23 protein-coding genes are annotated in these 24,460 nt (G+C 40.7%); 12 read left to right on the top strand and 11 right to left on the bottom strand.

All coding sequences use genetic code 11. From position 1 onward, the window contains the following. Positions 1-5: 5 nt before the first annotated feature. Together nirD and nirB are read right to left on the bottom strand one after the other, a co-directional pair. Positions 6-317 carry a nitrite reductase small subunit NirD gene (gene nirD / locus QE450_RS17955; protein ID WP_273616373.1) on the bottom strand — a complete coding sequence of 104 codons (312 nt, stop codon included), beginning with the start codon at positions 315-317 and terminating at the stop codon, positions 6-8. Positions 318-335: 18 nt separating this feature from the next. Next, positions 336-2,786, bottom strand: coding sequence for a nitrite reductase large subunit NirB (nirB, locus tag QE450_RS17950; protein ID WP_307301031.1), 2,451 nt, complete (start codon positions 2,784-2,786; stop codon positions 336-338). A gap of 453 nt (positions 2,787-3,239) precedes the next feature. Between nirB and QE450_RS17945 the strand changes: the two genes are divergently transcribed. Both QE450_RS17945 and QE450_RS17940 read left to right on the top strand, forming a co-directional pair. Next, positions 3,240-3,833, top strand: coding sequence for an ANTAR domain-containing response regulator (locus QE450_RS17945; RefSeq protein WP_273613913.1), 594 nt, complete (start codon positions 3,240-3,242; stop codon positions 3,831-3,833). A 21-nt stretch (positions 3,834-3,854) separates the two neighbouring features. Further along, a complete protein-coding gene (locus QE450_RS17940) occupies positions 3,855-4,913 on the top strand; it encodes an anthranilate phosphoribosyltransferase (protein WP_373462000.1) in 1,059 nt (352 codons plus the stop codon). A gap of 134 nt (positions 4,914-5,047) precedes the next feature. Here the strand turns inward: QE450_RS17940 and QE450_RS17935 are convergent, their stop codons facing one another. The 3 genes from QE450_RS17935 to bacA form a co-directional block, all read right to left on the bottom strand. Beyond that, positions 5,048-6,382, bottom strand: coding sequence for a hemolysin family protein (locus tag QE450_RS17935; protein WP_373461999.1), 1,335 nt, complete (start codon positions 6,380-6,382; stop codon positions 5,048-5,050). A gap of 103 nt (positions 6,383-6,485) precedes the next feature. After that, positions 6,486-6,860, bottom strand: coding sequence for a hypothetical protein (locus QE450_RS17930; protein ID WP_307301026.1), 375 nt, complete (start codon positions 6,858-6,860; stop codon positions 6,486-6,488). Positions 6,861-6,997: 137 nt separating this feature from the next. Continuing rightward, positions 6,998-7,834, bottom strand: coding sequence for an undecaprenyl-diphosphate phosphatase (gene bacA / locus QE450_RS17925; protein ID WP_273613910.1), 837 nt, complete (start codon positions 7,832-7,834; stop codon positions 6,998-7,000). A gap of 356 nt (positions 7,835-8,190) precedes the next feature. Between bacA and QE450_RS17920 the strand changes: the two genes are divergently transcribed. From QE450_RS17920 to QE450_RS17910, 3 genes are all read left to right on the top strand, one after another. Continuing rightward, positions 8,191-8,673: a Dps family protein gene (locus tag QE450_RS17920; RefSeq protein WP_307301023.1), complete on the top strand. Its 483-nt coding sequence runs from the start codon at positions 8,191-8,193 to the stop codon at positions 8,671-8,673. A gap of 452 nt (positions 8,674-9,125) precedes the next feature. Beyond that, entirely contained in the window at positions 9,126-10,256 is a 1,131-nt protein-coding gene (locus QE450_RS17915; RefSeq protein ID WP_307301021.1) for a nitric oxide synthase oxygenase, read from the top strand. 27 nt (positions 10,257-10,283) lie between these two features. Continuing rightward, complete coding sequence (locus tag QE450_RS17910) at positions 10,284-11,624, top strand: TrkH family potassium uptake protein (protein ID WP_307302748.1); 1,341 nt, start codon at positions 10,284-10,286, stop codon at positions 11,622-11,624. Between the two features lie 16 nt (positions 11,625-11,640). Here the strand turns inward: QE450_RS17910 and QE450_RS17905 are convergent, their stop codons facing one another. The 3 genes from QE450_RS17905 to QE450_RS17895 all read right to left on the bottom strand — a co-directional run bounded on the left by QE450_RS17905 (position 11,641) and on the right by QE450_RS17895 (position 14,075). Continuing rightward, a complete protein-coding gene (locus QE450_RS17905) occupies positions 11,641-12,294 on the bottom strand; it encodes an amino acid ABC transporter permease (RefSeq protein ID WP_307301019.1) in 654 nt (217 codons plus the stop codon). Between the two features lie 124 nt (positions 12,295-12,418). After that, positions 12,419-13,282, bottom strand: coding sequence for a basic amino acid ABC transporter substrate-binding protein (locus QE450_RS17900; RefSeq protein WP_307301018.1), 864 nt, complete (start codon positions 13,280-13,282; stop codon positions 12,419-12,421). Between the two features lie 244 nt (positions 13,283-13,526). Next, complete coding sequence (locus QE450_RS17895) at positions 13,527-14,075, bottom strand: cysteine hydrolase family protein (protein WP_307301016.1); 549 nt, start codon at positions 14,073-14,075, stop codon at positions 13,527-13,529. A gap of 170 nt (positions 14,076-14,245) precedes the next feature. Here QE450_RS17895 and QE450_RS17890 point away from each other — a divergent pair, with 170 nt between their 5' ends. From QE450_RS17890 to QE450_RS17870, 5 genes are all read left to right on the top strand, one after another. Next, a complete protein-coding gene (locus QE450_RS17890) occupies positions 14,246-15,193 on the top strand; it encodes an aminopeptidase (RefSeq protein ID WP_301263563.1) in 948 nt (315 codons plus the stop codon). Positions 15,194-15,343: 150 nt separating this feature from the next. After that, positions 15,344-16,645 (top strand): ABC transporter substrate-binding protein, encoded by a 1,302-nt coding sequence (locus tag QE450_RS17885; protein WP_307301014.1) that lies wholly within the window; start codon positions 15,344-15,346, stop codon positions 16,643-16,645. 108 nt (positions 16,646-16,753) lie between these two features. Continuing rightward, a complete protein-coding gene (locus QE450_RS17880) occupies positions 16,754-17,686 on the top strand; it encodes a carbohydrate ABC transporter permease (protein WP_274171656.1) in 933 nt (310 codons plus the stop codon). Further along, positions 17,686-18,561 carry a carbohydrate ABC transporter permease gene (locus tag QE450_RS17875; RefSeq protein ID WP_307301012.1) on the top strand — a complete coding sequence of 292 codons (876 nt, stop codon included), beginning with the start codon at positions 17,686-17,688 and terminating at the stop codon, positions 18,559-18,561. The genes QE450_RS17880 and QE450_RS17875 overlap by 1 nt, the downstream gene beginning before the upstream one ends. A gap of 163 nt (positions 18,562-18,724) precedes the next feature. Next, positions 18,725-20,263 (top strand): PucR family transcriptional regulator, encoded by a 1,539-nt coding sequence (locus QE450_RS17870; RefSeq protein ID WP_307301010.1) that lies wholly within the window; start codon positions 18,725-18,727, stop codon positions 20,261-20,263. Positions 20,264-20,353: 90 nt separating this feature from the next. Here the strand turns inward: QE450_RS17870 and QE450_RS17865 are convergent, their stop codons facing one another. Together QE450_RS17865 and QE450_RS17860 are read right to left on the bottom strand one after the other, a co-directional pair. Beyond that, entirely contained in the window at positions 20,354-20,938 is a 585-nt protein-coding gene (locus QE450_RS17865; RefSeq protein ID WP_307301008.1) for an LOG family protein, read from the bottom strand. A gap of 141 nt (positions 20,939-21,079) precedes the next feature. After that, complete coding sequence (locus QE450_RS17860; RefSeq protein WP_307301005.1) at positions 21,080-21,799, bottom strand: 3-ketoacyl-ACP reductase; 720 nt, start codon at positions 21,797-21,799, stop codon at positions 21,080-21,082. A gap of 184 nt (positions 21,800-21,983) precedes the next feature. Here QE450_RS17860 and QE450_RS17855 point away from each other — a divergent pair, with 184 nt between their 5' ends. Both QE450_RS17855 and QE450_RS17850 read left to right on the top strand, forming a co-directional pair. Beyond that, positions 21,984-22,445 (top strand): hypothetical protein, encoded by a 462-nt coding sequence (locus QE450_RS17855; protein WP_273613895.1) that lies wholly within the window; start codon positions 21,984-21,986, stop codon positions 22,443-22,445. 115 nt (positions 22,446-22,560) lie between these two features. Continuing rightward, positions 22,561-23,109 (top strand): dihydrofolate reductase family protein, encoded by a 549-nt coding sequence (locus QE450_RS17850; RefSeq protein ID WP_307301003.1) that lies wholly within the window; start codon positions 22,561-22,563, stop codon positions 23,107-23,109. Here QE450_RS17850 and QE450_RS17845 read toward each other — a convergent pair. After that, positions 23,090-24,382 carry a homocysteine synthase gene (locus QE450_RS17845; protein ID WP_307301001.1) on the bottom strand — a complete coding sequence of 431 codons (1,293 nt, stop codon included), beginning with the start codon at positions 24,380-24,382 and terminating at the stop codon, positions 23,090-23,092. The two genes, QE450_RS17850 and QE450_RS17845, sit on opposite strands and share 20 nt — an antisense overlap. Between the last annotated feature and the right edge of the window lie 78 nt (positions 24,383-24,460).

The following is a 24,460-nucleotide window of genomic DNA, read 5'->3' as shown; positions in this document are numbered from 1 at the left end:
TTTGCTCAAAATGTAATATAGATCGCTCCACTCGCAGGATCAACTTCGGTATTGTACGTATGCACACAGCCTTCATCAGGATCTTGTACTTTTCCACTCCGCAAATCTATTTTCCAATCATGTAAAGGACAATGAATTGCTGTTCCGCACACCATGCCTTCCGATAATCGCCCTTTTTTGTGGGGGCAACTATTTTCGACTGCATGAATACTACCATCGCTCAGATGGAATAGAGCAATCTCAGTCTCGCCTAATAGAAATGTACGTGATCCTTTTTTATCGATATCTTGAATATGCCCTACATGTAATTTAGTCATCGTCATCGCAGTTCCCCCTTAATAGATAGATGTGGTCGATCCGGTTAATGGTGCTTGGTGTAGCGGTTCAAAGTTTTTGCGTAATTCATCTTTGGCGATAATTTCTTTCCATGGATCAGAAGTGTAACTAAGCGTTTCTTCAATACGGCTCACCAGTTCCAAGCGAGTCTGTTGATCGGCAAGTGCTTCTTTCACATGATCTAAGCCTACCCGTTCGATCCATGCTGCGGTGCGTTCATTAAAGCGAGCATGTTCACGATAATATTGTAAATACGCGCTAGACCATTCCATCACTTCTTCTTCTGTTTTGACCGTACAAAGCAGTTCAGCCGCACGTACTTTTACCCCACCGTTGCCTCCTACATGCAGTTCCCAACCGCCATCAATAGCCACTAACCCCAAATCTTTGATCGTTGCTTCTGCACAGTTACGGGGACATCCAGACACAGCCAGTTTAATTTTGGCAGGGCCGGTTAAGCGTTCATACGCTTTTTCCATTTTGATTCCCATCGCCATCGCATCCTGTGTACCAAAGCGACAAAATGTATTGCCGACACATGTTTTGACGGTACGTAATGTTTTGCCATAAGCATGACCGGAAGGCATATCTAATTCTTCCCAGATTTTAGGCAAGTCTTCTTTTCGAATCCCCAGTAGATCCAATCGTTGCCCACCGGTAAATTTGACGAGTGGGACATTATATTTTTCAGCCACATTGGCGATTTTTTTGAGATCAGCAGGGGAGGTGACTCCGCCATAGATACGGGGAACCACTGAATAGGTGCCGTCTTTTTGAATATTAGCGTGATAACGTTCATTGGTGAATCGGGATTCTTTTTCATCTTCATATTCAGCCGGGAACAACATGCCTAGATAATAATTGAGTGCAGGACGGCATTTGGAACAACCTTCAGGTTCGCGCCATTCCAGTACATTCATCACTTCTTTGACAGTTTTGAGACCCATCGTTTTGATCTGTTCTACAATCTCATCCCGTTGTAGCGAAGTACATCCACACATGCCTTCTTTGACAGTCACTTGAGCGGAATCTCCAGCATATAGTTGAAGCAATCCTTCGACCAGTGGAGCACAGCCTCCGCATGATGCAGATGCTTTGGTGCAGGCTTTGAGCGAACCCATCGTATGACAGCCTTGTTGAAGTACTGCATCGCCAATTGCCGCTTTGCTCACTCCATTACAACCACAGACAATCTCATCATCTGCCATACTTTCTAATCGTTGTAGTGGAGAAACGGCTGTCGCACCACCAGCATAGCCGGTCAATAATTCTTTTTCACGTCCAACAATCGATTCGCCACTTTTGATCAGTGAGAATAATGAACTGCCTTCCGACGTATCGCCAAACAATACCGCTCCGATCAATTTCCCATCTTGAATCACTAATTTTTTGTAAATGCTATCGATATCATCTTGCATCCGTAACGACTTGGTCTGTGGAGTATCTGCAAATTGCCCTGCTGAAAATACATCTACACCTGCTACTTTAAGTTTGGTTGAAGTGACTGAGCCTTCATATCCGGCAGTGTCCAGTCCTGCAAGACGCTTAGCAAGCACAGCCCCTTGTTCATATAGTGGAGCCACTAGCCCGTATCCAATCCCTCGATGTTCTGCACATTCGCCTACAGCTGAAATATGAGGGATATTCGTGTGTAAATGATCATCAACCACGATCCCACGATTGATTGTTAGTCCTGAGGACTGAGCAACATCGATATTAGGGCGAATTCCTACCGCCATCACGACAAGATCAGCGTCTAACGATTCTCCATCAGTGAATCGAAGCCCTGTCACTCTGCGCTTGCCTGTTAATTCGACTGTACGCTTGCCAAGTAGGAACTTCATACCTTGTGCTTCTAACTGCTCTTGTAGCATCAGACCTGCTGGGAGATCAAGCTGACGATCCATCAAATGTTCATTGATATGAATCACAGTAACATCCATACCGAGGTTTAATAGTCCACGAGCTGCTTCAAGTCCTAACAGTCCACCACCGACCACTGCCGCTTTGCGATGCGTTTGAGCCGTTGCTATCATCGTCTCGCAGTCTTTAATATCTCGAAAACCGATCACACCATCTTTGTCTGAACCTGGAATAGGCGGGATAAAGGCGCGCGAACCGGTTGCAATAATCACTTCATCATAGTCTACATGTAATCCAGAAGCAGAGATGACCTGACGCTGATCAGCATCAATACGAATAACAGGATCACCGGTGTACAGCGTAATATGATTATCGTGATACCAATCATGATCATTAATAATGATGTCATTGATCGAAGCTCCACCGGCAAGTACAGTCGATAATAAGATACGATTATAGTTAGGATGAGGTTCTGCTCCAAAAATAGTAATCTCATATGCATGTGGTGCGAGCTTCAGTAAATGTTCTATCGTCCATACGCCTGCCATTCCATTTCCGATTAATACTAATTTTTTGGTTGTTGTCATGATGATCTCTCCTCCTATAATCTCGATCTACATATAAAAAGCCTGTCTCATTCCAACCAGAGATAAGCGTGCCAGACGCTTGGTGCTCTGATATAGAGTTGAGACAGGCTTCATTGCCGTCTATAAAGTAGATACTCCATTGTATCTAGTTATCATTTCGCTAACAGATAGATAATATGTTGATGATGCGATAATTGATCATATGTGTTTTTCGATAAACCAACTATAAAAGATGTATAATTACATGTCAATATAAATAACATAAAAATTTTATTTGAAATTAGAAGTTAATTATGTTTACATGATAAATATCAAAACACCCTCGATTATCTTGATTGTCTTAAAAAAGAGCTAAAATCTGCTTATCCACTTTTAAATCTAGTTGTTCATGTGATATTTTCTATTATATATTTCATTGTAAGTATTAAGTCTATGAGGAGGGAGTACCTCTCAATGCGTTCTTTACTGATTATCCGTATGGAGAATATCATCTGTGGTCCGGATCAGTTAGAGTCTGTTGTGTTACCTGAGACTTTGCTGGAAGATAACGGGTATCAGGCGTCGATTTCAGTTGGGGCTGATGATGTCAAACCTTTGTTAACCAAAGCCGATGCTGTAGTGCTTGATCTACCGATAGAAGAGATTACAGCATTAGAGCACATTCTTACGCATTCACGTAGTATTCCGATGTTATGGTGGTGTAGCCCGTATACAGCTACTTCTTCTGTGCAAGCTTGTGAAATGGAAAGTGCGATAGATGGGATTTTGACACCCACAATGAAAGAGCAAGAACTTCACTGGGCACTTCATTTTGCAGCCAAATTATGTGTAGAACGGCAACAATGGCATAGTGAGCGTCAGCAATTAGTATCCCGTTTGGAAGATCGCAAATGGATCGATATGGCGAAAGGTATTTTAGCAGATATGAAAAAAATATCAGAAGCGGAAGCCTATGATATTTTACGTAAAAAAGCGATGAATGATCGTAAACGCCTGGTTGATGTCGCTACAGCTATTGTCAAAGCGCATCAGTTGTTACAATCTTAATAGTCAAAGGAGGAACCTGACGTGAACATGACAGACATACTGAAAGAAGTAGGTCGAGGCAAAAGAGGTTCCAGAGATCTTACGTATGATGAAGCGCTAGCTGTAGGCGAACTGATTTTGAATCGAGAAGCGTCTGACGTACAGATCGGTGCTTTTTTTATGGCAGAACGAATGAAGATGGAAAATATAGAAGAGATGCATGCTTTTGTCGATATCTGCCGTAAATATGCGTTACGTACTTCCTCTATCAATAGTCTGGATTGTGCTGCTCCTTATGATGGACGGACAGCTTCATTTATAGCGAGCTTTGCAACTTCATTTGTTTTGGCAGCGACAGGGCAGAAAGTCACCTTGCATGGTAGTGAACCTTTGCCTCCTAAATGGGGTGTGACGTTACCATTACTGTTGCGCGAAATGGGCGTCAATACCAAGCATCTAACTAGAGATCAATCTTTATATGCTGCTCAGGAAACAGGATTATTATTTGTAGCGGCAGAGCAGTGGTGTCCACCGTTAGGTGCTTTGCGTACATTGCGTGAAGAAATAGGTGTGCGTACGATACTGAATAGCGCTGAAAAATTAATGAATTATAGTCATTCTCCTTATCTGGTGTATGGCGTGTTCCATAATACGTTTTTTGAACGGATTTCTAAAGTGTTACAACGATTGGATTATCAGCGAGCAGCGATTATTCAGGGAGCAGAAGGATCAGAAGATTTATTTATCGATCGTCCTACACGTACATATCGGGTAGAGCGCGGTGAAGCTCATATGGAGATTATAGACCCGGAAGTCTATGGATTGGATATCTCTTTACCGGAAATGTCGTGGACAGCGTCTACGCAGATTGAAGTGACCGAGCAAGTGTTACGCGGACAAGCCGATCTTGCGTTTACCAATCAAGTCTTACTGAATAGTGCGTACCGGCTTGCTTTGACAGGCAAAACAGGTTCAATCGAAGAAGGCGTTTATACCGCCAAATCGATACTTGAAAGTGGCAAAGCGTATCAAGTGTACCAACATTGGGGTCAATTAATGCGTGGAGAACAACCTAATATGTTGATCGGGAATAGGTTGTAGTCGTTTGTAGATCATCATTATTTGCAGTAGCCACCCATATCAATCCACAAAAAAACCGCTTCTCCTTTTGAGGAAAAAGCGGTTTTCATGTTTTTAGCCAATCATCTGATCTTCACTATCTAGATCGAACTCACTTATGCTTCTGTATCTTCATTTTCATCGGTTTCGACTACTTTTTTGACAATCTCCAGCTTGCGATAACGACGTGCACTACGACGTAACACTTTGAATGTTAGATCCTCGAATTCATACGTAGCTCCAATCGCTAGATCAGGACGTTGACCATATAACCAACCGCTGATCGTATCCAACTCTTCATCGTCTAGATCGGTACCTAATAGATCGTTTACACGATTGATAAATACTTTACCATCGACAATAAGATGATTCGGAGCAATCTGTTGAATTTCGTCTTCTTCATCGGCATCGAACTCATCACGAATCTCGCCTACGATTTCTTCCAAGATGTCTTCGATCGTGATCATCCCGGATGTACCACCGTATTCATCGACCAGAATCGCAATATGAGTGCCTTCACGCTGCATGCGCTTGAGCAGATGTTTAACAGGGGTAGTCTCAGATAAAGACATAACCGGATGGATCAAAGGAGCCACATTCAAATCTGGTGTCTCTTCAGCAGCTAGAAAGAACTGCTTCGTATTGATCATCCCAATAATATTGTCTTTGCTTCCTTCTGCAACAGGGAAGCGGGTATATTGCTCTTTACGAATAATCATCCGGTTTTCTTCAGGAGATTTTTCGGTAAATAAGCATACCATATCGGTACGAGGCACCATTAATTCTTTCGCTAACATTTCATCAAAAGCAAAAATACGACTGACATAACCATATTCACTTTGATTGATTTTGCCACTTTCATAGCTTTCATTCAAAATAATATGCAATTCTTCTTCCGAGTGAGCTTCTTCATGTTCACTCGCCGGTTGTAGACCAATCAAGCGGGTTAAGAAGGTAGCCGATCCATTTAAAATAAAAATAAAAGGATACATAATGCGGTTAAACCAGATAATCGGACGAGCGGTATACAAAGTCACTAATTCTGCTTTACGCAAAGCAACTGTCTTCGGTGTTAATTCACCAACAACTACGTGGAAATAAGTAACCAAAATCAATGCAATCGCATAAGACAAAATATGACTTAATGATGCAGGTACGCCTACATTAGCGAACAAAGGAGATAACATATATTCAACTGTTGGTTCTCCCAACATACCCAGTCCTAATGCAGTAATCGTAATCCCTAATTGGCAGGTTGATAAATAGCCGTCCAGATTTGAAATGACTTCTTTGGCATAGCGAGCATTTTTATTTCCTTCAGCGATAAGCTGATCGATCCGACTACCCCGTACTTTCACAATTGCAAACTCCACCACAACAAAAAAAGCAGTAAAGATAATTAAAATGACAAATAACGTTAAATTCAGTCCTATATTAATACTGTCAGACAACAAACTCTCTCCCTTCATGCGTGCCGATCCTATAGTGGTCAGCATCCGCGATCCATTAATTGAAATGATGCACACTGGCGATAACCAGATGTGTTATACACGATTAAGGTCGTACGGAAGCCATATCCATATAATTGGACCGGTACTTGAGCGCTTCAAGCAACAAGCGCTTGAGCAAGAGAGGGATAAAAGAGAGAAGATGAGTGGGACTGAACGATCTATTCACATACCGAATCAGAATCGCAAAGTAAGCAGCCAGTGTCATCACTGGTGATAATGTCCGCACACTACAACCGCCATCTACATTATTAGCATATCGTGATGATCCATATGTCATTTTACCTGGATAGATTCCAGTTGTGACGGCAAAGTCATAATCTTCTTCATCAGCTGATTGAAATGGCATACAGAACAACAGCATGATTAGACTCATCAGTACAGCACTCATCATTCGCCTTCGCGCGGGTAAAGTATCCAAGTAGCATCTCCCATTTGAATAAGACGGCAAGCCGCCATTATTTATAGTTATATATATTCATATTATTACAAATATATTAACTCTGAATATCGAATATTGAATCAGAACAAGGCTCTGTGACAGACAACGTTTTTCGCTTAGCGAGTAAGCAAAATGAAGAAGATAATAGCAAGTGCAAAACGATAGTACGCAAATACATACAATGGAAGACGTTTAAGCAGATTTAAGAATGTTTTGATCGCTACAAGGGCTACAAGGAAAGCAGCGATAAATCCAGCAGCAAAAAATCCAAAGTCATCCATACTTAGGTACTGAGCACTTTTGACAAGATCCAGTCCTGTCGCTCCAAACATAACAGGTACAGACACAAGGAATGTAAATTCAGCAGCGGCTGTATGGGATATTCCAAGTAACAGTCCACCAGAGATCGTAGAACCTGAACGAGAGAATCCTGGCCATAGAGCAAGACACTGGAACAACCCTACACCAAACGCCTGCTTGTATGTAATATCATCAACCGTCATATTACCCGCTGAGCGACCTTTACGCCATTCTGCATAGATCATCAGCAGACCACCGACAACAAGGCTGTAGACTACCGTCATAGGCCCAAAAAGATGTTCTTTAATGAAGTCATGCAACACCAGTCCAACGACAACCGCCGGTAACATTGCCAAAATAATATGCAAAATGTTCAAACGACGTTGAGGAGCTATTCCATTTTTACTTTTGAGCCGCCCGTTAAATAGATCAGGAATCGTCATCAAAATATCAATAAACTTACGCCAGTACAATACAACCACAGCAAGTACGGCTCCTAGCTGTACCACAATCTCAAACGTTTTGACCTGCTCTGCATTCTGATCGAGTCCCAGTAGATAACTGGTCAAAATCATATGCCCGGTACTGGATACAGGCAAGAACTCAGTCAAGCCTTCAATAATACCCATAATAATCGCTGAAATAATATCCACGAATGGACCTCCTTTTAATGTGAGCATAGTTATAAATGTAATTTACGCTTACTCCATAGTATGAGATAAGACAGCACTCCGTCAATTTGCTAGATAGCCTATGTTATTTCTGCTCCTCAAGACAATATAAAGAAAACTGAACGAAAAGAACTAGAGATGTAAAGGTTATGAATAAAGTAAGCGTTTGCTTGGTAGGTAATAGGGAGAAGAAGTGAAATATTAACTCACAATTTGTCGATACGAAAAAATATTTTTTGCAGATAACACTAGCCAAATGGTAGTCTATCTGTTATGATTAATTCAGGAATTAGAATAAGTCTAAATTTAAAAATACAAAACGAAAAGAGGAATTATCTATGACATCTCTACAAAACACTACTAATACAACTGAGACTACACAAACAACTGCATTATATAACGCTTTGAATGTTCAAATTGCGAACTGGTCTTTGCTTTATACCAAACTTCACAATTTCCACTGGTACGTCAAAGGTGAAAACTTCTTTACACTACATGCTAAATTCGAAGAATTGTACGATCAAGCAACAGTATACATGGACGATATTGCTGAGCGTTTGCTTGCAATCGGTGGTCAACCTGTAGCTACACTTCGTGAGCAATTGGAATTGTCTACATTGCTTGAAGCAACAGGTACAGAGCAAGCGAACCAAATGGTAAGTTCACTTGTAGAAGATATTGCAACCGTATCTACAGAGTTAACCGAAACGATTGTTCTTGCAGAGCAAGTCAGTGACCAACCGACTGCTGATCTATTGATCGGTATTCGTGGTGAAATTGAAAAAGCAGCATGGATGTTGAACGCTTATCTTGGTCGCTAAGATTACGTTTTCTAGCTAATAGCTATCCAAGCAATCTTGTTCATATGAGTTATTCATAGCAAAGCCCTTCAGAGTATCATCTGGAGGGCTTTTGTTGTCGATAAGATAGAAAGTGCTGAGTATAGACGGAAGTCGATCATAGCGTTCTTTGGAAACGATAAGATGGATCATATAATGTAGTCATCCAAATGCAATATTGATGCGTATTTTAGAGTGTACCCTCTATTTATGGAACGATATGGAAAGTCTCTCAGCCCTTATACAGCAAGGATGTGCACGTTCTGTGACAATTGTGTCATAAGACTGCCGAAGTGCTATTTTGTAACGTATAATATGGACAATCCTAATAACGATAAGCAGACCAATCAGGCGGGCTCCCACCAGAGCGTCGCCTGTTTTTATATGGTGATAGAAGTAGATTCTAATGGATAAGATAAAATGAGGTGGAATACATGGCCGTTACACATCCGCTAATACAGGAAGCAACATTATTTTTGCGTCAATGTTATCAAGAACTTGGTAAAAGTGAAGATGAGTTAGAAGCACGCTTGCAACAGGTGGAGCATGATATTCAAAACAATGGAAGCTATGAACATACATTTGAAGAATTAGAACATGGAGCCAAAATGGCGTGGCGCAATAGTAATCGCTGTATTGGACGACTATTTTGGGATAATCTACAAGTGCGCGATGAGCGCCATATTCAGGGGACAGAGCAGATTGCAGACTCTTTACTTGAGCATATCCGATATGCTACAAATGGAGGTAAAGTTCGTCCAACGATCACTATTTTTAGATCACGTGCGATCGACGGATCGGAGATGAGAATTTGGAATCATCAATTGATTCGTTATGCAGGTTATCAGACAGAGCAAGGGATTATTGGTGATCCCGCTTCACTTGATTTTACGCAATTTTGTGAAAAGTTAGGTTGGACAGGAGCAGGAACTTCGTTTGATGTTCTTCCTTTAGTGATTAGTGAACACAATGGGACTCCACGTTGGTTTGAGATTCCGCAAGCAGATGTAATGGAAGTGCCGATGATCCATCCAGATTTTCCGGGATTTACAGAATTGGAATTAAAGTGGTACGCTGTTCCCATCGTATCTGAAATGCGCTTAACGATTGGCGGTATCCATTACACAGCAGCACCTTTTAACGGCTGGTATATGGGTACAGAGATCGGTGCACGTAACTTTGCAGATGAACATCGGTATAACTTGTTACCAGAAATGGCAAAAATCATGGGACTCGATACCAGCAGTAAAGCGACATTATGGAAAGATCGTGCATTAGTTGAACTGAATTTGGCTGTATTGCATTCGTTCAAAGAAGCAGGTGTGAGTATAGTAGATCATCATACAGCAGCTTCACAATTTCAGCGTTTTGAACAACGGGAAGCGGAAGCAGGACGAGCAGTAACAGGCAACTGGACATGGCTGATTCCACCGATGTCACCTGCGACTACGCATATTTTTCATCAATCGTATGATAATCGGGTAGTAACCCCTAATTTCTTTTATCAGGATAAAGCATATGAACCGAAAGCTTCTGTTTCGCAAGGAGGCTGTCCGTTTCATTAACACGAAAGGAATATTATTTTGAATAAAATGGCAAGGCATATGAAAGGATTTGTGCATCCGGCACGCTTGATTCCACTGGGATTTGCAGGGATGATATTGATCGGGACGATACTATTGAGTCTCCCGATAGCCGGTACAAATGGACACAGTGTAGGATTACTGAATGCTTTTTTCACTTCGACTTCGGCTGTCTGTGTGACAGGGCTTGCAGTTATTGATACTGGAGCGAGCTTTTCACTATTTGGTGAATTGGTCATTATGGTTCTGATCCAGATTGGTGGACTGGGATTTATGACATTCGGGGTGCTGTTTGCTGTATTACTGGGCAAGCAGATTGGGCTCAAGCATCGCTTAATGATTCAGCAAGCGACTAATGCTTTTTCCACACAGGGATTAGTGAAATTATCGCTTAATATTTTCCTGATCGCTTTTGTACTGGAATTTGTGGCAATGATCACATTGACGCTACATTGGGGACCGACGATGGGTTGGGCACCTGCTATGTATCAAGGTGCTTTTTACGCCATATCTTCTTTTAATAATGCAGGGTTCTCGTTGTCTCCAGATAGCTTGTCCAGTCATGTTGGCGATCCGGTAGTCAATACGGTCGTTATTTCACTATTTGTCATCGGTGGACTTGGATTTATTGTCGTGACCGATATATTGCAAAAGCGCAGATGGCGTCGATTCTCGTTAAATACGAAATTAGTACTGATGACTTCAGCGATAGCGACAGTGTTCGGTGTATTATTCGTCCTTGTAGTAGAGTGGGGGAATCCAGCTACACTTGGACATTTGAGTATAACTGAGAAAATATGGGCGTCGCTATTTCAGGGTGTTATGCCCCGTTCATCCGGTTATAATACCGTCGATATCGGTGGTCTGATGGCGGCTACACAATTTGTCTTTATTATTTTGATGTTTATTGGAGCTGCTAGCGGTTCAACCGGTGGTGGGATCAAAACGAATACATTTGCGATTCTAATGCTGGCTCTATACAGTGTGGTACGTGGTCGTAGTGAGATTCGTGCGTTCCATCGTAGAATTAGCTTTGATACTGCATTCCGCGCACTGGCTGTTATTATGATCTCGCTTGGGATTGTGTTTACGATGACCATTTTACTGACACTGACTGAAAGTGGAACAGGCGCTCAATTTTTAAGCATTTTTTATGAAACCGTCTCTGCGTTTGGTACAGTAGGTTCGTCGATGGGCTTAACGCCTCATCTCACACCTGCAGGCAAAATCATCATTATTATTACGATGTATATCGGCCGTCTGGGGCCACTGGCTTTAGCCTATGCACTTGCACAGAAAAACAAAGAAGCCAAGTTCAGTTACCCGGAAGAAAAGGTACTGATTGGCTGATGTTCTGTAACTCTTACTAATTGATTCTCTTTTCGAACCAATTCAATAATTTACTTAACGAATAGGTAAGAATAAAGTAGATAATTGACGCAGTGATATACGGTTCCCATACACGCATATATTGTCCACGCATGCTGTTGGCATAGTACATGAGTTCAGGAGCCGCAATAATAGCGACTAAGGAAGAGTCTTTAATCAATACAATAAATTCATTACCAAATGCAGGAATCATTCGCTTGATCGCTTGAGGCAAAATAATATAACGCATCGTCTGGCGGCGTGTCATCCCTAAAGATAACGCCGCTTCTGTTTGCCCTTTTTCTACCGATTGAATACCAGCGCGAAAAATCTCGGCAGTGTACGCGGCTGAATTAAGGGTCAATGCTACGATAGCGGCTAGAATCGGATCGCTTCGGTCTAACAGCAATGGAATCAATCCAAAATGCACCATAAGTACCTGCACGAGCAACGGCGTTCCACGGAAAAAGTTGATATAACACGCTGTCGGTAAATGAAAGTACACTTTGGAGGACATACGTCCAAATCCCATAATCAGCCCAAGCATTGAACCGAAAATAATCCCTGCAAATGAAATACCAATCGTTAATAAAGTGCCTTTTAATAAGATCGGGAGATAGTAAGCAATAATATCGAATCTAAAGTCTGTCATGAAGAGTCCCTTCCTATTCAAAAAGGTTTTTATACCAAAGAAAGTATGCGTGATGGCTGTATAACGCATACTTTCTTTGTAGAGTGATACATGGACTAAGCGAATATGGCTAGACGCAGCAGAATTAAGATGTGCCTGCTTTAGTGATTTCGGCTTTTAAATTAGTCAGATCAGGCGCTGTACCGAACCATTTTTGATAAATTTCAGCATATTTTCCATTGTCGATCACAGTTTGAATAGCAGGATCGATTTTGGCTTTAAGATCGCTGTCTTTAGGATAGATCAGTCCATAGTATTCTGAATTGAAATTCGTATTATCGGTAATGCCGACTAATTTGTTATTCGGATTGTTTTTAATATATTCGCGTACTACCGCAATATCTGCGACTACTGCATCTGCACCACCATTATCCAGTTCAAGCAGAGCTAACGTATTACTATCGAATTTTTTAAGATTAGTACTGTTTTGTCCCATAATTTTGGACATCAAAATATCTGCTGTTGTTCCGTTTTGCACAGCGACCGTTTTGTCTTTAAGGTCAGTTGCACTTTTGATCGGGCTTCCTTCTTTGACCATAATCATATTAGTGGATTCAAAATAAGGGATAGAGAACGAATAAGTTTCTTTACGTTCATCGGTGATTGAGACAGCAGAGATCCCTGCTTTGTACTCGGTACCTTGTTTAACACTTTCCAATAACGTGTCCCATCCAATATTAGTAACCTCGTATTTCAAGCCAGCTTCTGCCATAACAGCCGCTAGAAAATCAATATCAAATCCTGATACTTTATCCAAATCCATAAATTCCATAGGAGCATATGAAGCGTCTGTAGCGACTTTGATCGTCTCATCACCTGTAGTAGTTGAGCCTGTGCCTGCATCGGTTGAAGCCGCAGGTACAGGATCTTTCGCAGGTGGTGTACCACAAGCAGATAACATAATAACCATAATCAATGCGATAAAAGGTAAAAAATGAGTCTTTTTCAAATCATAACCCCCTATTAATTTACTTTATATGATAAGTATATTACCAATAATAACAAAATAGCTCAATAAATAAATCATTATTTGTTAGATAAAGTTACATAAGAACAAAAAAATCTACTCTTCACTTTTTAGAAAATACAAATATTTCCTAAAAATAAAGAATAGATTACATCAATATCATATAGTGTAGTACTTTATTATTGGTTAATGAAAAGGATAAACGGCAAACTCATATATCTGCTAATTAGCTACTCATTATCGGCTGAAATAATACTTCTTCTACTGATTGCACAGTAGCAAAACGCCCATTCCAGATGTTCTCATGGTGAGCAATAATCTGATCTGCACGAAGTACCTGACTATCCAGTGTACTTGTCCCGTTTTGGATAACAATATTGGATTGATAGCCTAGACTGTATGCCGCACGTAATGAAGTATCGATACAAAATTCGGTCTGTGCACCAGCAAAAATAATCTGTTCTATCTGATTATCTTGTAGCCATGCCAATAGATCTGTCTCGTAAAAAGCATCCCATTTGGTTTTGCGGAACACTGGATCTTCTGCCTGACGATTGATCTTATGATGTATTTCCCATTCAGGTGTATCGACATATAACTCTTCACCGGGAGTATAACTGGTGTGTTGAATAAAGATCACTGGGCAATTGACAGCGCGAGCTTGAGCGATCAGTTGGTTGACCTTTTCAGTTAATGGATCACGCTGATAGAGCGCATTTTCAGGCAGATCGAAAAAGATTTCTTGCATATCAATAATAAGTAACGCTTGCTTCATTCAGATTCCTCCGCTCGGTTATGTATTATTTGCATCTATAGTATACCTTGAAAAGGATAGATATCGTACACATATGATTGGTATTTTATACAGAGTTGTGGAACAATATAATACATACAGCAAGTGAATGATCTTATTTATAATCTAGTAATCAAAGGGTGGATATAAGGATGAGTGAAGAACGTATTGAAATTAGCAAAAATGTATTGATCGATTGTCTTGGATTAAAAGCAGGCGAATCACTGGTTGTTGTAGCAGACGATAGCCGTAAATATCTTGCTGAATCTCTATATGAAGCAGGCAAGCGATTAGGCGCAGAATCGATGTTAATGGTGATGCAAGAACGTAGCAAATCAGGAGAAGAACCACCAGCCTCTATCGCTACAGCGATGATGAATGCTTCTGTAGCGATCTGTGTGACACGCTATTCGTTAACACATACGGCTGCACGCAAACAAGCGGCTGCGGCAGGTACACGTGTAGCAACGATGCCGGGTATTACAGAAGATATGTTTACCCACGGTGCGATTACAGCAGAATATTCCAAAGTCAAAGAATTAACAGAACATGTGACTGCTTTACTTACAAAAGCATCAACCGTACGGATAGAAAAAGAAGGATATAGCCTATCCTTTTCGATAGAAGAACGCGAAGGTGTACCGAGCACTGGATTGTATCTCAATCCTGGAGAATCAGGTAATTTACCTTCTGGTGAAGCTTATATTGCTCCAATGGAAGGAACAGCTCAAGGGCAGATCGTAATTGATGGTTCTATCGCTGGAATAGGTGCTTTAGATTCTCCATTGTTGCTTAATATTAGTGAAGGCCGTCTGGTAGCGGCAGAAGGGGATACAGGCGCTGAATTGTTGCTCATGCTAGGAGATGGAGATGGACGCCTACTAGGAGAGTTTGGAATTGGTACTAACGACAAAGCACGTATCACAGGAATCGTATTAGAAGATGAAAAAGTATATGGCACTATCCATGTAGCTTTTGGTAGTAATAATACATTTGGTGGAACAGTTGCCGCAGGAGTACATATTGATGCTGTTGTTCAAAAGCCAGATGTATATCTAGATGATGTACTGATTATGCGTGCTGGTGAATTGTTAGCATAACTTATCTTCAAGAGTCATATTTCTTTGATCTATACAAAGAGATATGGCTCTTTTTTTATTGTCATAAATGGATTCAAAGCGATGTTTTGTCGTTTATTGTAATAAAAGAGATTTTATAATATTTATTTATAAATAAGGAGGAATTGGTTAATGCATTATAAGTTTTCAATCCGTATGGTTTGGATTGTCCCTATGATTCTGTTGCTGTTACTAACTGCCTGTACACCACGATCTGATTCATCTGAACCCAGAGCAGATGGAAAAGTAGAAATCGATTTTTGGACATTTTGGGGTTCAGAGACACGTCGTCCGATTATCGAAAAAATCATTAATGATTTTAATGCTTCGCAGGATCGAATCATCGTCAAGCATACATACCTTCCTTTTGGTGATATCTGGACCAAAAATCTAGCGGCTGTAGCAGCTGGAAATCCTGCTGATGTTATTATTAATGATTACGCTAATGTAAATCTTCGCGCCAGCAAAAATCAAAATACCAATCTTACTCCTTATTTGCAAAAAGACAATATTGCCGACACCTTTTATCCAGAATTATGGGAAAATGTACTATATAACAATGAAGCATATGCATTACCTTTTAACACCGATACCCGTATGTTGTACTACAACAAAACGGCTTTCAAAGAAGCAGGGCTTGATCCTAATGATCCACCGCAAACATGGGCTGAATTAGAGGAATATGCCAAAAAGTTAGACAAAAAAAGTGGACAGACCTACGAACAAGTAGGATTTTATCCACTTTGGGGTGATTTTGGTGTAGATAGCTGGTTGATGAATGGAGATAATGGCAACGGTTATTTTGATGCCAACGACCAGACTACTATTAACACACCTGGCAAAGCAGCCACATTGAAATGGTTACTTTCCTGGCAAGATCGCTTGGGTCGCCAGACAGTAGATGCTATGAAAGCAGAATTTGGTAACGGACAAAGTGATGCTTTTATTTCAGGTAAAGTCGCTATGTATATTCAGACAGGCACATACAATACTCAACTTGAAGAGTTTGGCAAAGATATGGACTTTGGTGTAGCTCCTATTCCAGAACGGGAAAGTGGTTCAGGTCATTGGAGTACAGGTGGCGGATTCGTGGTCGAGATTCCTCGTGGAGCTAAGCACCCTGCTGAAGCATGGGAATTTATGAAATATTTAACCGGAGTAGACGCTCAAAAATATTGGGCGATGGAGAACTTCGATAATGTGGCTAATATAGAAGCCGCTAAGGATAAAGAAGCTAATCAAAATCCAGTCTATAAAGCGTCTGTTCAAAATTTAGAGAGCACCAAGCTGTTTCCGATTCCGCTCAGTGCTCCTGATTATAAAAATCTGATTAATCCGCATATGGATGCTGTATTTCTAGGTCAAGAAACACCTGAACAAGCACTAGCCGCTGCACAGCAAGATATTCAAAGTTTGATGGCACAAAATAAATAATAATCCACTAGTCATTATAGTCTGTGTTATTCCAGTTAGAGGCGAGAGCTGAGTCGGAGCTGATCCGTTTTTGGCTCTCGCTTTGTACTGTATCAAAGGGGGTTAATTATGAAAGCAATGATCGGGCAAAAACGTCCGAAAATATCTAAATTAGCACGTCAGGAAGAACGACAAGGATATCTATTTATTCTTCCATGGTTAATTGGATTATTTGGGATTACTTTGTTTCCTATGCTCTTTTCTCTGTATGCCAGTTTTACCAATTATGATGTAACATCACGTATGGATTTTATCGGGCTTGATAATTATAGACGCATGTTTACAGATGATCCTTTATTTTGGAGGTCTTTGAGTAATACATTGTATTATGTCGTCTGGATGGTTCCTTTAACGACGATAGGTTCTATTTTGCTTGCTTTGTTATTGAACGAAAAAGTAGTAGGGATGCGTTTTTTTCGGACTATTTATTATTTGCCGGCTGTGCTTTCAGGGGTAGGTGTCTATTTTCTCTGGATGCAATTGCTTAGCCCGACCAGTGGATTAATCAATACATTGTTATCATGGATTGGAATCTCAGGCCCTGCATGGTTAAGTGATCCGATGTGGACCAAGCCTGCTATTATTATGATGAAAATGTGGGCAGTCGGCGGCGGAATGTTGTTATATTTAGCCAGCTTACAAGGGGTGCCTGCACAGCTATATGAGGCTGCCAAGTTAGACGGAGCCTCTGTATTTCGTCGCTTCTGGCATATTACACTGCCTATGATTTCGCCGGTTATTTTCTTTGATGTAATTACGAGCTTTATTGGTGGATTTCAAGTGTTCCAGGAAGGATATGTAATGACTGAGAACGGTAGTGGTGGACCGATGAATTCACTACTTTTTTATAATTTGCACATGTGGCACAAAGCGTTCACCGTATTTGATATGGGCTATGCTATGGGAATGGCATGGGTACTATTTGCTATTGTTCTGGTGCTGACATTAATCAATATGAAGCTATCCAAACGTTGGGTGTATTATGAAGGAGAGGATCAATAATGGGTAGTTCCCTATCTTATTCAGGGCAACAGACAGATTATCGAAAAAAACGGGTATCTTTGCGCCAAATTGTTATTTTTATCGTGTTAGCGCTAGGAAGTATATTATTTTTGTTGCCGCTTTGGTGGATGATAGCAACCTCTCTAAAGTCGATGCAAGAAATAGCACAGTACCCACCTACTTTTATTCCGCAAACATTTCATATTGATAATTATATTCGTACATGGGTAGCGGCTCCATTTACACAGTATACGTTAAATACATTGTTGCTTTCTTTTTTTGCAGTCACAGGAAATGTGATCGTGAATTCATTTGTCGCTTACGGATTCGCACGTATTCGTTTTCGAGGTAAAAAAGTATGGTTTTCGATTCTGCTGGCAACGATGATGATTCCAGGGTTTGTAACATTAATTCCGCAGTATGTGATGTTTTCCAAATTGCATCTTGTAGGGACGTACTATCCGTTAATTATTCCTCAGTTTTTAGGCAGTGCTTTTTATATTTTTATGTTACGTCAATTTTATTTAAGTATTCCTCGAGAACTGAGTGAAGCAGCAAAGATCGACGGAGCTAGTCATTTTTATACATGGCTTAGAGTGATTATTCCATTATCCAAGCCAGCACTGGCAACGATAGCTATTCTTTCCTTTAATGGAGCATGGAATGACTTTTTGGGGCCACTTTTGTATGTGAATGATGAATCGTTATATACTTTACAAATTGGTCTGCAATCTTTTCGAGGCAGTGTACAGACACAGTGGAATTATTTGATGGCAGGTTCTGTTCTAGTATTATTGCCTGTTATCGTATTGTTTTTTGTTTTTCAACGTTACTTTATTGAAGGTATGAATTTGACTGCTGGTACCAAAGGATAAATGATAACATATCATCATATTGCTCAAAAGCGTGCTCCTTATCTAGGTTAGACAAGGGTGCGCTTTTTTATGTGAGATAATATCTTATAATAGAAAGTACAATATAGCCCCTATATTGAAAATGTACAGAATAGCAACCATGATAAATACGGCGGTGAGCAAAATGAGATCAGTAGAACTAACTATAAAAGAGTTGCTAAGTATGCCTTTATTGCAAGAAGCGCAAGTGATCAGTGGAGCCAAAGGTCTGGAGCGATTCGTAAAGCAAATCGATATGCTCGAACAGCCTTATACTATAAAAGGTTATCCCAAAGGAACATTGATCTTTATCGATGCGTATCCTATTCAACAACAGCCTGAAGTACTGATCCATATGATAGAGCAACTGCATACAAGTGAAGCTGTAGGATTGATGATCAGATCTGCACAGAAGATACAACCTATCCTCGCAGAAGCAATATTACAAAGTGACTTATATGAATTACCAATCATCTCGTTACCCGAACATATTTCATATATGGATATCACTTATGCCGCTATAGAACAGACATTATATCGACAGGAAAAGTTACGACAACGATCAGACGAAACTTATCGCACATTAACAGCGATGGTTCTTGAAAATATCGGTATTCAAGCGGTAAGTGATCATGTAGCAGGTTTGTTAAAAGCACCGGTAGCTATTATTGATCATAGTGAAACGTTGATTGTCTCCTCTCCAATCGGTTGGGATTTTCGTCAGGCGCGTTATCCTGTACGTCGTAATATCAATATCGATCAGCGAAGTGTAGCTTATTTATTAATCGATAAAGAACAATGGAATGCGATGGAAGAAGTAGGTATCGAACAAGCACGATTGGTATTAGCTCTTGAATTGATGCGTAATAAAATTATCGAAGACACTGAAAATCGATTGCGTGGCAATTTTATAGATGAATTGATGACTCCGCCTGCACCACCCCGTCATGAAGTAGAACAACGTGGGCAGCAATTAGGCATGAATCCTTTGCATTTATGGGAAGTGGCTGTTATTGAAGGCAATGTAGCACCGGATGAAGAATGGATGACAAGGTTACTATACCAAGAAGCAGCAAAATATAATATTCGTCCTCATATTGAATTTCGTAGCAATCGAGCCATTTTGTTTTTACCTACCCCTCAAGTAAAAGCTACTCCAGCTATTGATGCAGGACAGTCTTCGATTCCGTGGGCAACAATTGTATTATCCTGGTTAAATGATCAGGAAGGGAAATTAGCAGGCTATCGCTCGGGGATTGGTCGACCCAAAGCGTTGTGGGATATTCATGAAGGATTTAGTGAAGCACGTAATGCACTGACAATTTCACGTAGATTAAGTGGAGAGACAGCGTTGACTGCTTATAAAGATATCGAAGTGTATCATTTACTACGTGGCACAATGGATGAAAAAGGATTTGGTCTATTGTTCGACCGTAAGCTCGGTAAGCTCAAACAGTACGATGAAGAACATACGACTGATTTATTACGTACTCTTTTTTTCTATCTTGAAAGTAGAAGTAGCTTAATCGAAACGGCCCGTCAATTATCTATTCATCGCAACTCTGTCAAATATCGGTTAGAACGTATTCGCGATATTACCGGATTCGATCTCAATGATCCTCATGAACAGTTTGTATATCAGATGTGCTTAATATACTATTACCTGCTAGAACATTCAGAGTAGTACAATATAGAGACACAACCAATAGCCGCCAAAAAAGACAGATTATCGTCTCTCTTTTTTGGCGGCTATGATAATGTACTCTTAGGCTAGTTATGTCCAGGCGGAAGGGTCCCAGCGTAGATCAGATGTAATAGGCATATCATGACTTACTTGTTCTAACAATGTATCAGCATCGTCAGAATAGACTAGACGGCTTAACGAAGAAGTTCCTGAAAATCCTTCATGTACTGTATGTTGAATCAACTGTAATAGTGGTTCATAATACTGATTCACATTATACAATCCTAACGGCTTATGATGAATCCCAATCTGTGACCAGCACAATACTTCAAATAATTCTTCCAGTGTACCGAGCCCGCCGGGTAAAGCGATAAAAGCATCTGCCATTTCTTGCATCATTGCTTTGCGTTCATGCATACTATTGACTCGAATCAATTCGCTTAATCCTTGATGCCCTCTTTCGCTATGTAGCAAGCCAGCAGGCATAATTCCGGTGACTTTGCCTCCGGCTTGTAAAGCGGCATCTGCGATAGCACCCATCAATCCCAATCGGGAACCTCCATAAATTAAATGAATCTGATGTTCAGCAATACGTTGACCCAACAATGATGCGTACTGCAAATAATCACTATTGTATCCTGTACCTGAACCTGCAAATACACATATTGATCTCATACTCTTCACTCCTTATGCAAGGTATACCTCTGTCTATTATATATACCCTTTATCAGCGCAATATAAGAAAAAGCCTTGAATATATCCAAGGCTTTATTTTACAAAAGATATCTTATTCAATTCTACCTAGCAAAATGCAAGTTATTGCGGATTATTCGTCCACAGACCAGCACTTTTTAGCAATACACGAGAAGGTAATTTAAGAGCAGCTACAACCAATTCAGCTAAGTCTTCCGGTTGCATCATTCGATCTTCGTCACCGATCGGTAGACCTGCATTGACAGCAAGTGGTGTGTTCACCGTACTTGGTGTTAAAGCAGTTACACGAATATTGAATTTGCGTACTTCTTGCATCAACGATTCTGTCATACCAAGTACAGCAAATTTAGAAGCGCAATAAGCTGAGCCTGTAGCGAATCCACGTTCACCCGCAGTAGAAGCGATATTGATAATATCTCCGCTTTGTTGTTCGATCATAGCAGGCAACAATTCATGAGTTACATAATATGTACCCATTAGATTGACGCGTAGAATATTTTCCCATTCTGCCGGGTCCATATCAACCATTTTGCCAAAGCTACCGATTCCTGCATTATTAATCAGAATATCTACACGTCCCAAAGAAGCTGCAAGAGAAGCTACAGCTTGGCGTGCTTCTTCCGAGTTACCGATATCTGCGGTTGCTGTAAATACTTGAATACCGTAAGTCGAAGTGAGTTCTGCTTTTACCTTTTCTAAATCTGAAGCTGTACGTGCGAGTAATCCTAATTGCACGCCTTCTTTTGCAAGAGCTTCAGCAATCGCTTTACCGATTCCTTTACCTGCTCCTGTGATAATAGCTGTTTTATGATGAATATCCATAGATGAAATCCTCCCAAGTAATCGTATGATAGATTGCGTACTTATTATACTCTTCTACAGCCATACGGGCAAAATGAAACAGATTACTTTTGAGAAAATGTAATAAAATCAGTTACAAATTCCGACAACTCCTATATACTGATATATTGTGGAATTTAATTCCTAGAAAGTGAAGGGATGCCTTTTGAATCTATACCATGAGCTTGTGATCGAAAAGTTGTTACAGCGCGCGCATAGTAATGTACATGTTCTGACCCAAGAACATTTTCCAGGAGATCGTTCGGTAGGTGGCAAGTTCGGAATGAACAGCCGTACGATTACTTTATATATTCATGAGATCGAAGAGCAGTGCACTGAATTATTTGGATCATTACAATATATTGAACAGTATTTTCAAATTATATTTGCTCACGAATTAGGTCATGCGCATGATCCTATGTTAGAGATGCTGGCGGATGAACTGGAGCGGTGTTCAGATTCTTTGCAATCTGCCCGTATTTCTCTACGGATCGAAGAAAATGCCTGGGAATATGCACGTGATTTATTACCAGAAGTAGAACCTTTTATTTTCCAGACGATTCTAGACCGTTCGCTTGAAGCCTATTATGATGCGTTAACCGCTCATCAGACAGGAAATATCGCATGAACTTGTGCTCAAAGAACTACCAATACGCAATAGTAAAAAGATAAATTAGTGACACGAACATGTGTACTTGTTTATCTTTTTTTGTTACAATCAATACCAATTAGGAGGTGCATTTATGAAGTCCAAAGATCAATCCAAGCGGCGTATTATTTTGTTTATCGCCATGTCTTTAGATGGGTACATAGCAGATCAGCAAGGAAGTGTAGAGTGGTTAGAACAGATAGAAGGCGAAGGCGATAATGGATATAGCAATTTTATAGAGCAGATCGATACAATTTTTATGGGGAGACAGACATATGAAGTTGTTCAAGGGTTTGATATGCCTTTTCCATACCCAGATAAGCAGTGTTATGTATTTTCTCGTTCTTCTCATCCAGCAGATGAGTATGTCACTTATGTTCAGGAAGAACTATCTTCATGGGTACCGCAGCAATTAACACAATCAGGTAAGCATATCTGGTTAATGGGTGGCGGTCAGCTTGTACACGAGTTTTTGCAACAAGATTGGATCGATGAAATGATCATTACAGTTGCGCCTGTGATGTTAGGCTCAGGCATCCCACTGTTCCCAGCAGGATACCCGACCTCATCATGGGTACTTAAAGAAACTCGTTCCTATGGACAATTAGCCACACTGCATTACGTTAAGCCTGACTTGCTGTAATCGCTTGCTCCAGATCACTAATAATATCGTTAATATGTTCAGTTCCTACCGATAAACGAATCAATTCTGGACGTACACCAGCAGCTAATTGTTGTTCTTCGGTTAACTGCTGGTGCGTCGTACTGGCTGGATGAATAATAAGTGACTTGGAATCCCCGACATTAGCCAGATGCGAAAATAATTTGACTTGCTCAATTAATTTCTGTCCTGCTTCTGCTCCGCCACGAATCCCGAATGTTAAAATCGCGCCTTGCCCTTTGGGCAAATATTTCTGTGCCAAATGATAAGAAGGATGACTGGCTAGACCGGGATAACTGACCCATTCTACCTGTGGATGTTGTTCTAGAAAAGCAGCCACTTTAGTAGCATTTTCACTATGACGTTCCATTCGTAAATGGAGCGTCTCTAATCCTTGTAACAATAGCCACGAGTTAAATGGAGCAATAGGAGCGCCTAGATCACGCATGAGCTGTACGCGCGCTTTGATAATATAAGCAATCGCCCCTACCGCTTCTGTGTACACCAATCCATGGTAACTAGGATCAGGCTCTGTTAATCCCGGGAATTTACCATGCGCTGTCCAATCGAACTTCCCACTATCTACAATCACACCACCAATAGAAGTACCGTGACCTCCGATAAACTTGGTCGCTGAATGAACGACAATATCTGCTCCATGTTCGATCGGACGCAGTAAATAAGGGCTTGGGAACGTATTATCGACAATCAGTGGAATCCCATGTTCATGTGCAATAGCCGCTACAGCTTCAATATCCAGTACATTTCCAAGCGGATTACCTACGGTCTCAGCATAGAGCGCTTTCGTCTGATCTGTAATCGCTGCGCGAAACGTCTCAGGATCGTCTGAATCGACAAAGGTCACTTGGATACCCAGCTTCGGTAATGTATTGGCAAATAAATTATATGTACCTCCATAGATGCTAGCGGCAGATACAATATGATCGCCAGCGCTTGCAATATTAAGAATAGAAAAGGTGATCGCTGCTTGTCCTGATGCAGTAGCCAGTGCACCTGCACCACCTTCTAGGGCAGCAATTCGTTGTTCAAATACATCTGTGGTAGGGTTCATCAGGCGAGTATAGATATTGCCGAATTCTTTCAAAGCAAATAGATCAGCCGCATGTTCACTATCGCGGAATGCATACGAAGACGTCTGATATAACGGTACTGCTCTTGAAAAAGTAGTGGGATCGATTTCTTGTCCTGCATGAATAGCTAACGTTTCGAATGAAAAAGGTTGATGTTCAGACATAAGCTCAAATCTCCTTTAATCAAATAGAATAGGTGAATAGAGGCTGTCGAATCAGAGGTGTTATTCATTCTCAATTTT

This window comes from Paenibacillus sp. SORGH_AS_0306 (assembly GCF_030819345.1).
GTDB lineage: Bacteria > Bacillota > Bacilli > Paenibacillales > Paenibacillaceae > Saccharibacillus > Saccharibacillus kyungheensis.
Note: the sequence above shows the minus strand (reverse complement) of the source record. Positions and strands in the feature narration are given on the sequence as shown.

What these genes read in the sequence shown, in the direction of transcription:
- QE450_RS17905 (WP_307301019.1), bottom strand. Translation starts at nt 12,294, where the DNA reads ATGACAGACTTTAGATTCGATATTATTGCTTACTATCTCCCGATCTTA.
- QE450_RS17945 (WP_273613913.1), top strand. Translation starts at nt 3,240, where the DNA reads ATGCGTTCTTTACTGATTATCCGTATGGAGAATATCATCTGTGGTCCG.
- QE450_RS17875 (WP_307301012.1), top strand. Translation starts at nt 17,686, where the DNA reads ATGGGTAGTTCCCTATCTTATTCAGGGCAACAGACAGATTATCGAAAA.
- QE450_RS17880 (WP_274171656.1), top strand. Translation starts at nt 16,754, where the DNA reads ATGAAAGCAATGATCGGGCAAAAACGTCCGAAAATATCTAAATTAGCA.
- nirB (WP_307301031.1), bottom strand. Translation starts at nt 2,786, where the DNA reads ATGACAACAACCAAAAAATTAGTATTAATCGGAAATGGAATGGCAGGC.
- QE450_RS17910 (WP_307302748.1), top strand. Translation starts at nt 10,284, where the DNA reads ATGGCAAGGCATATGAAAGGATTTGTGCATCCGGCACGCTTGATTCCA.
- QE450_RS17865 (WP_307301008.1), bottom strand. Translation starts at nt 20,938, where the DNA reads ATGAGATCAATATGTGTATTTGCAGGTTCAGGTACAGGATACAATAGT.
- QE450_RS17885 (WP_307301014.1), top strand. Translation starts at nt 15,344, where the DNA reads ATGCATTATAAGTTTTCAATCCGTATGGTTTGGATTGTCCCTATGATT.
- QE450_RS17915 (WP_307301021.1), top strand. Translation starts at nt 9,126, where the DNA reads ATGGCCGTTACACATCCGCTAATACAGGAAGCAACATTATTTTTGCGT.
- QE450_RS17895 (WP_307301016.1), bottom strand. Translation starts at nt 14,075, where the DNA reads ATGAAGCAAGCGTTACTTATTATTGATATGCAAGAAATCTTTTTCGAT.
- nirD (WP_273616373.1), bottom strand. Translation starts at nt 317, where the DNA reads ATGACTAAATTACATGTAGGGCATATTCAAGATATCGATAAAAAAGGA.
- QE450_RS17860 (WP_307301005.1), bottom strand. Translation starts at nt 21,799, where the DNA reads ATGGATATTCATCATAAAACAGCTATTATCACAGGAGCAGGTAAAGGA.
- QE450_RS17870 (WP_307301010.1), top strand. Translation starts at nt 18,725, where the DNA reads ATGAGATCAGTAGAACTAACTATAAAAGAGTTGCTAAGTATGCCTTTA.
- QE450_RS17850 (WP_307301003.1), top strand. Translation starts at nt 22,561, where the DNA reads ATGAAGTCCAAAGATCAATCCAAGCGGCGTATTATTTTGTTTATCGCC.
- QE450_RS17845 (WP_307301001.1), bottom strand. Translation starts at nt 24,382, where the DNA reads ATGTCTGAACATCAACCTTTTTCATTCGAAACGTTAGCTATTCATGCA.
- QE450_RS17890 (WP_301263563.1), top strand. Translation starts at nt 14,246, where the DNA reads ATGAGTGAAGAACGTATTGAAATTAGCAAAAATGTATTGATCGATTGT.
- QE450_RS17920 (WP_307301023.1), top strand. Translation starts at nt 8,191, where the DNA reads ATGACATCTCTACAAAACACTACTAATACAACTGAGACTACACAAACA.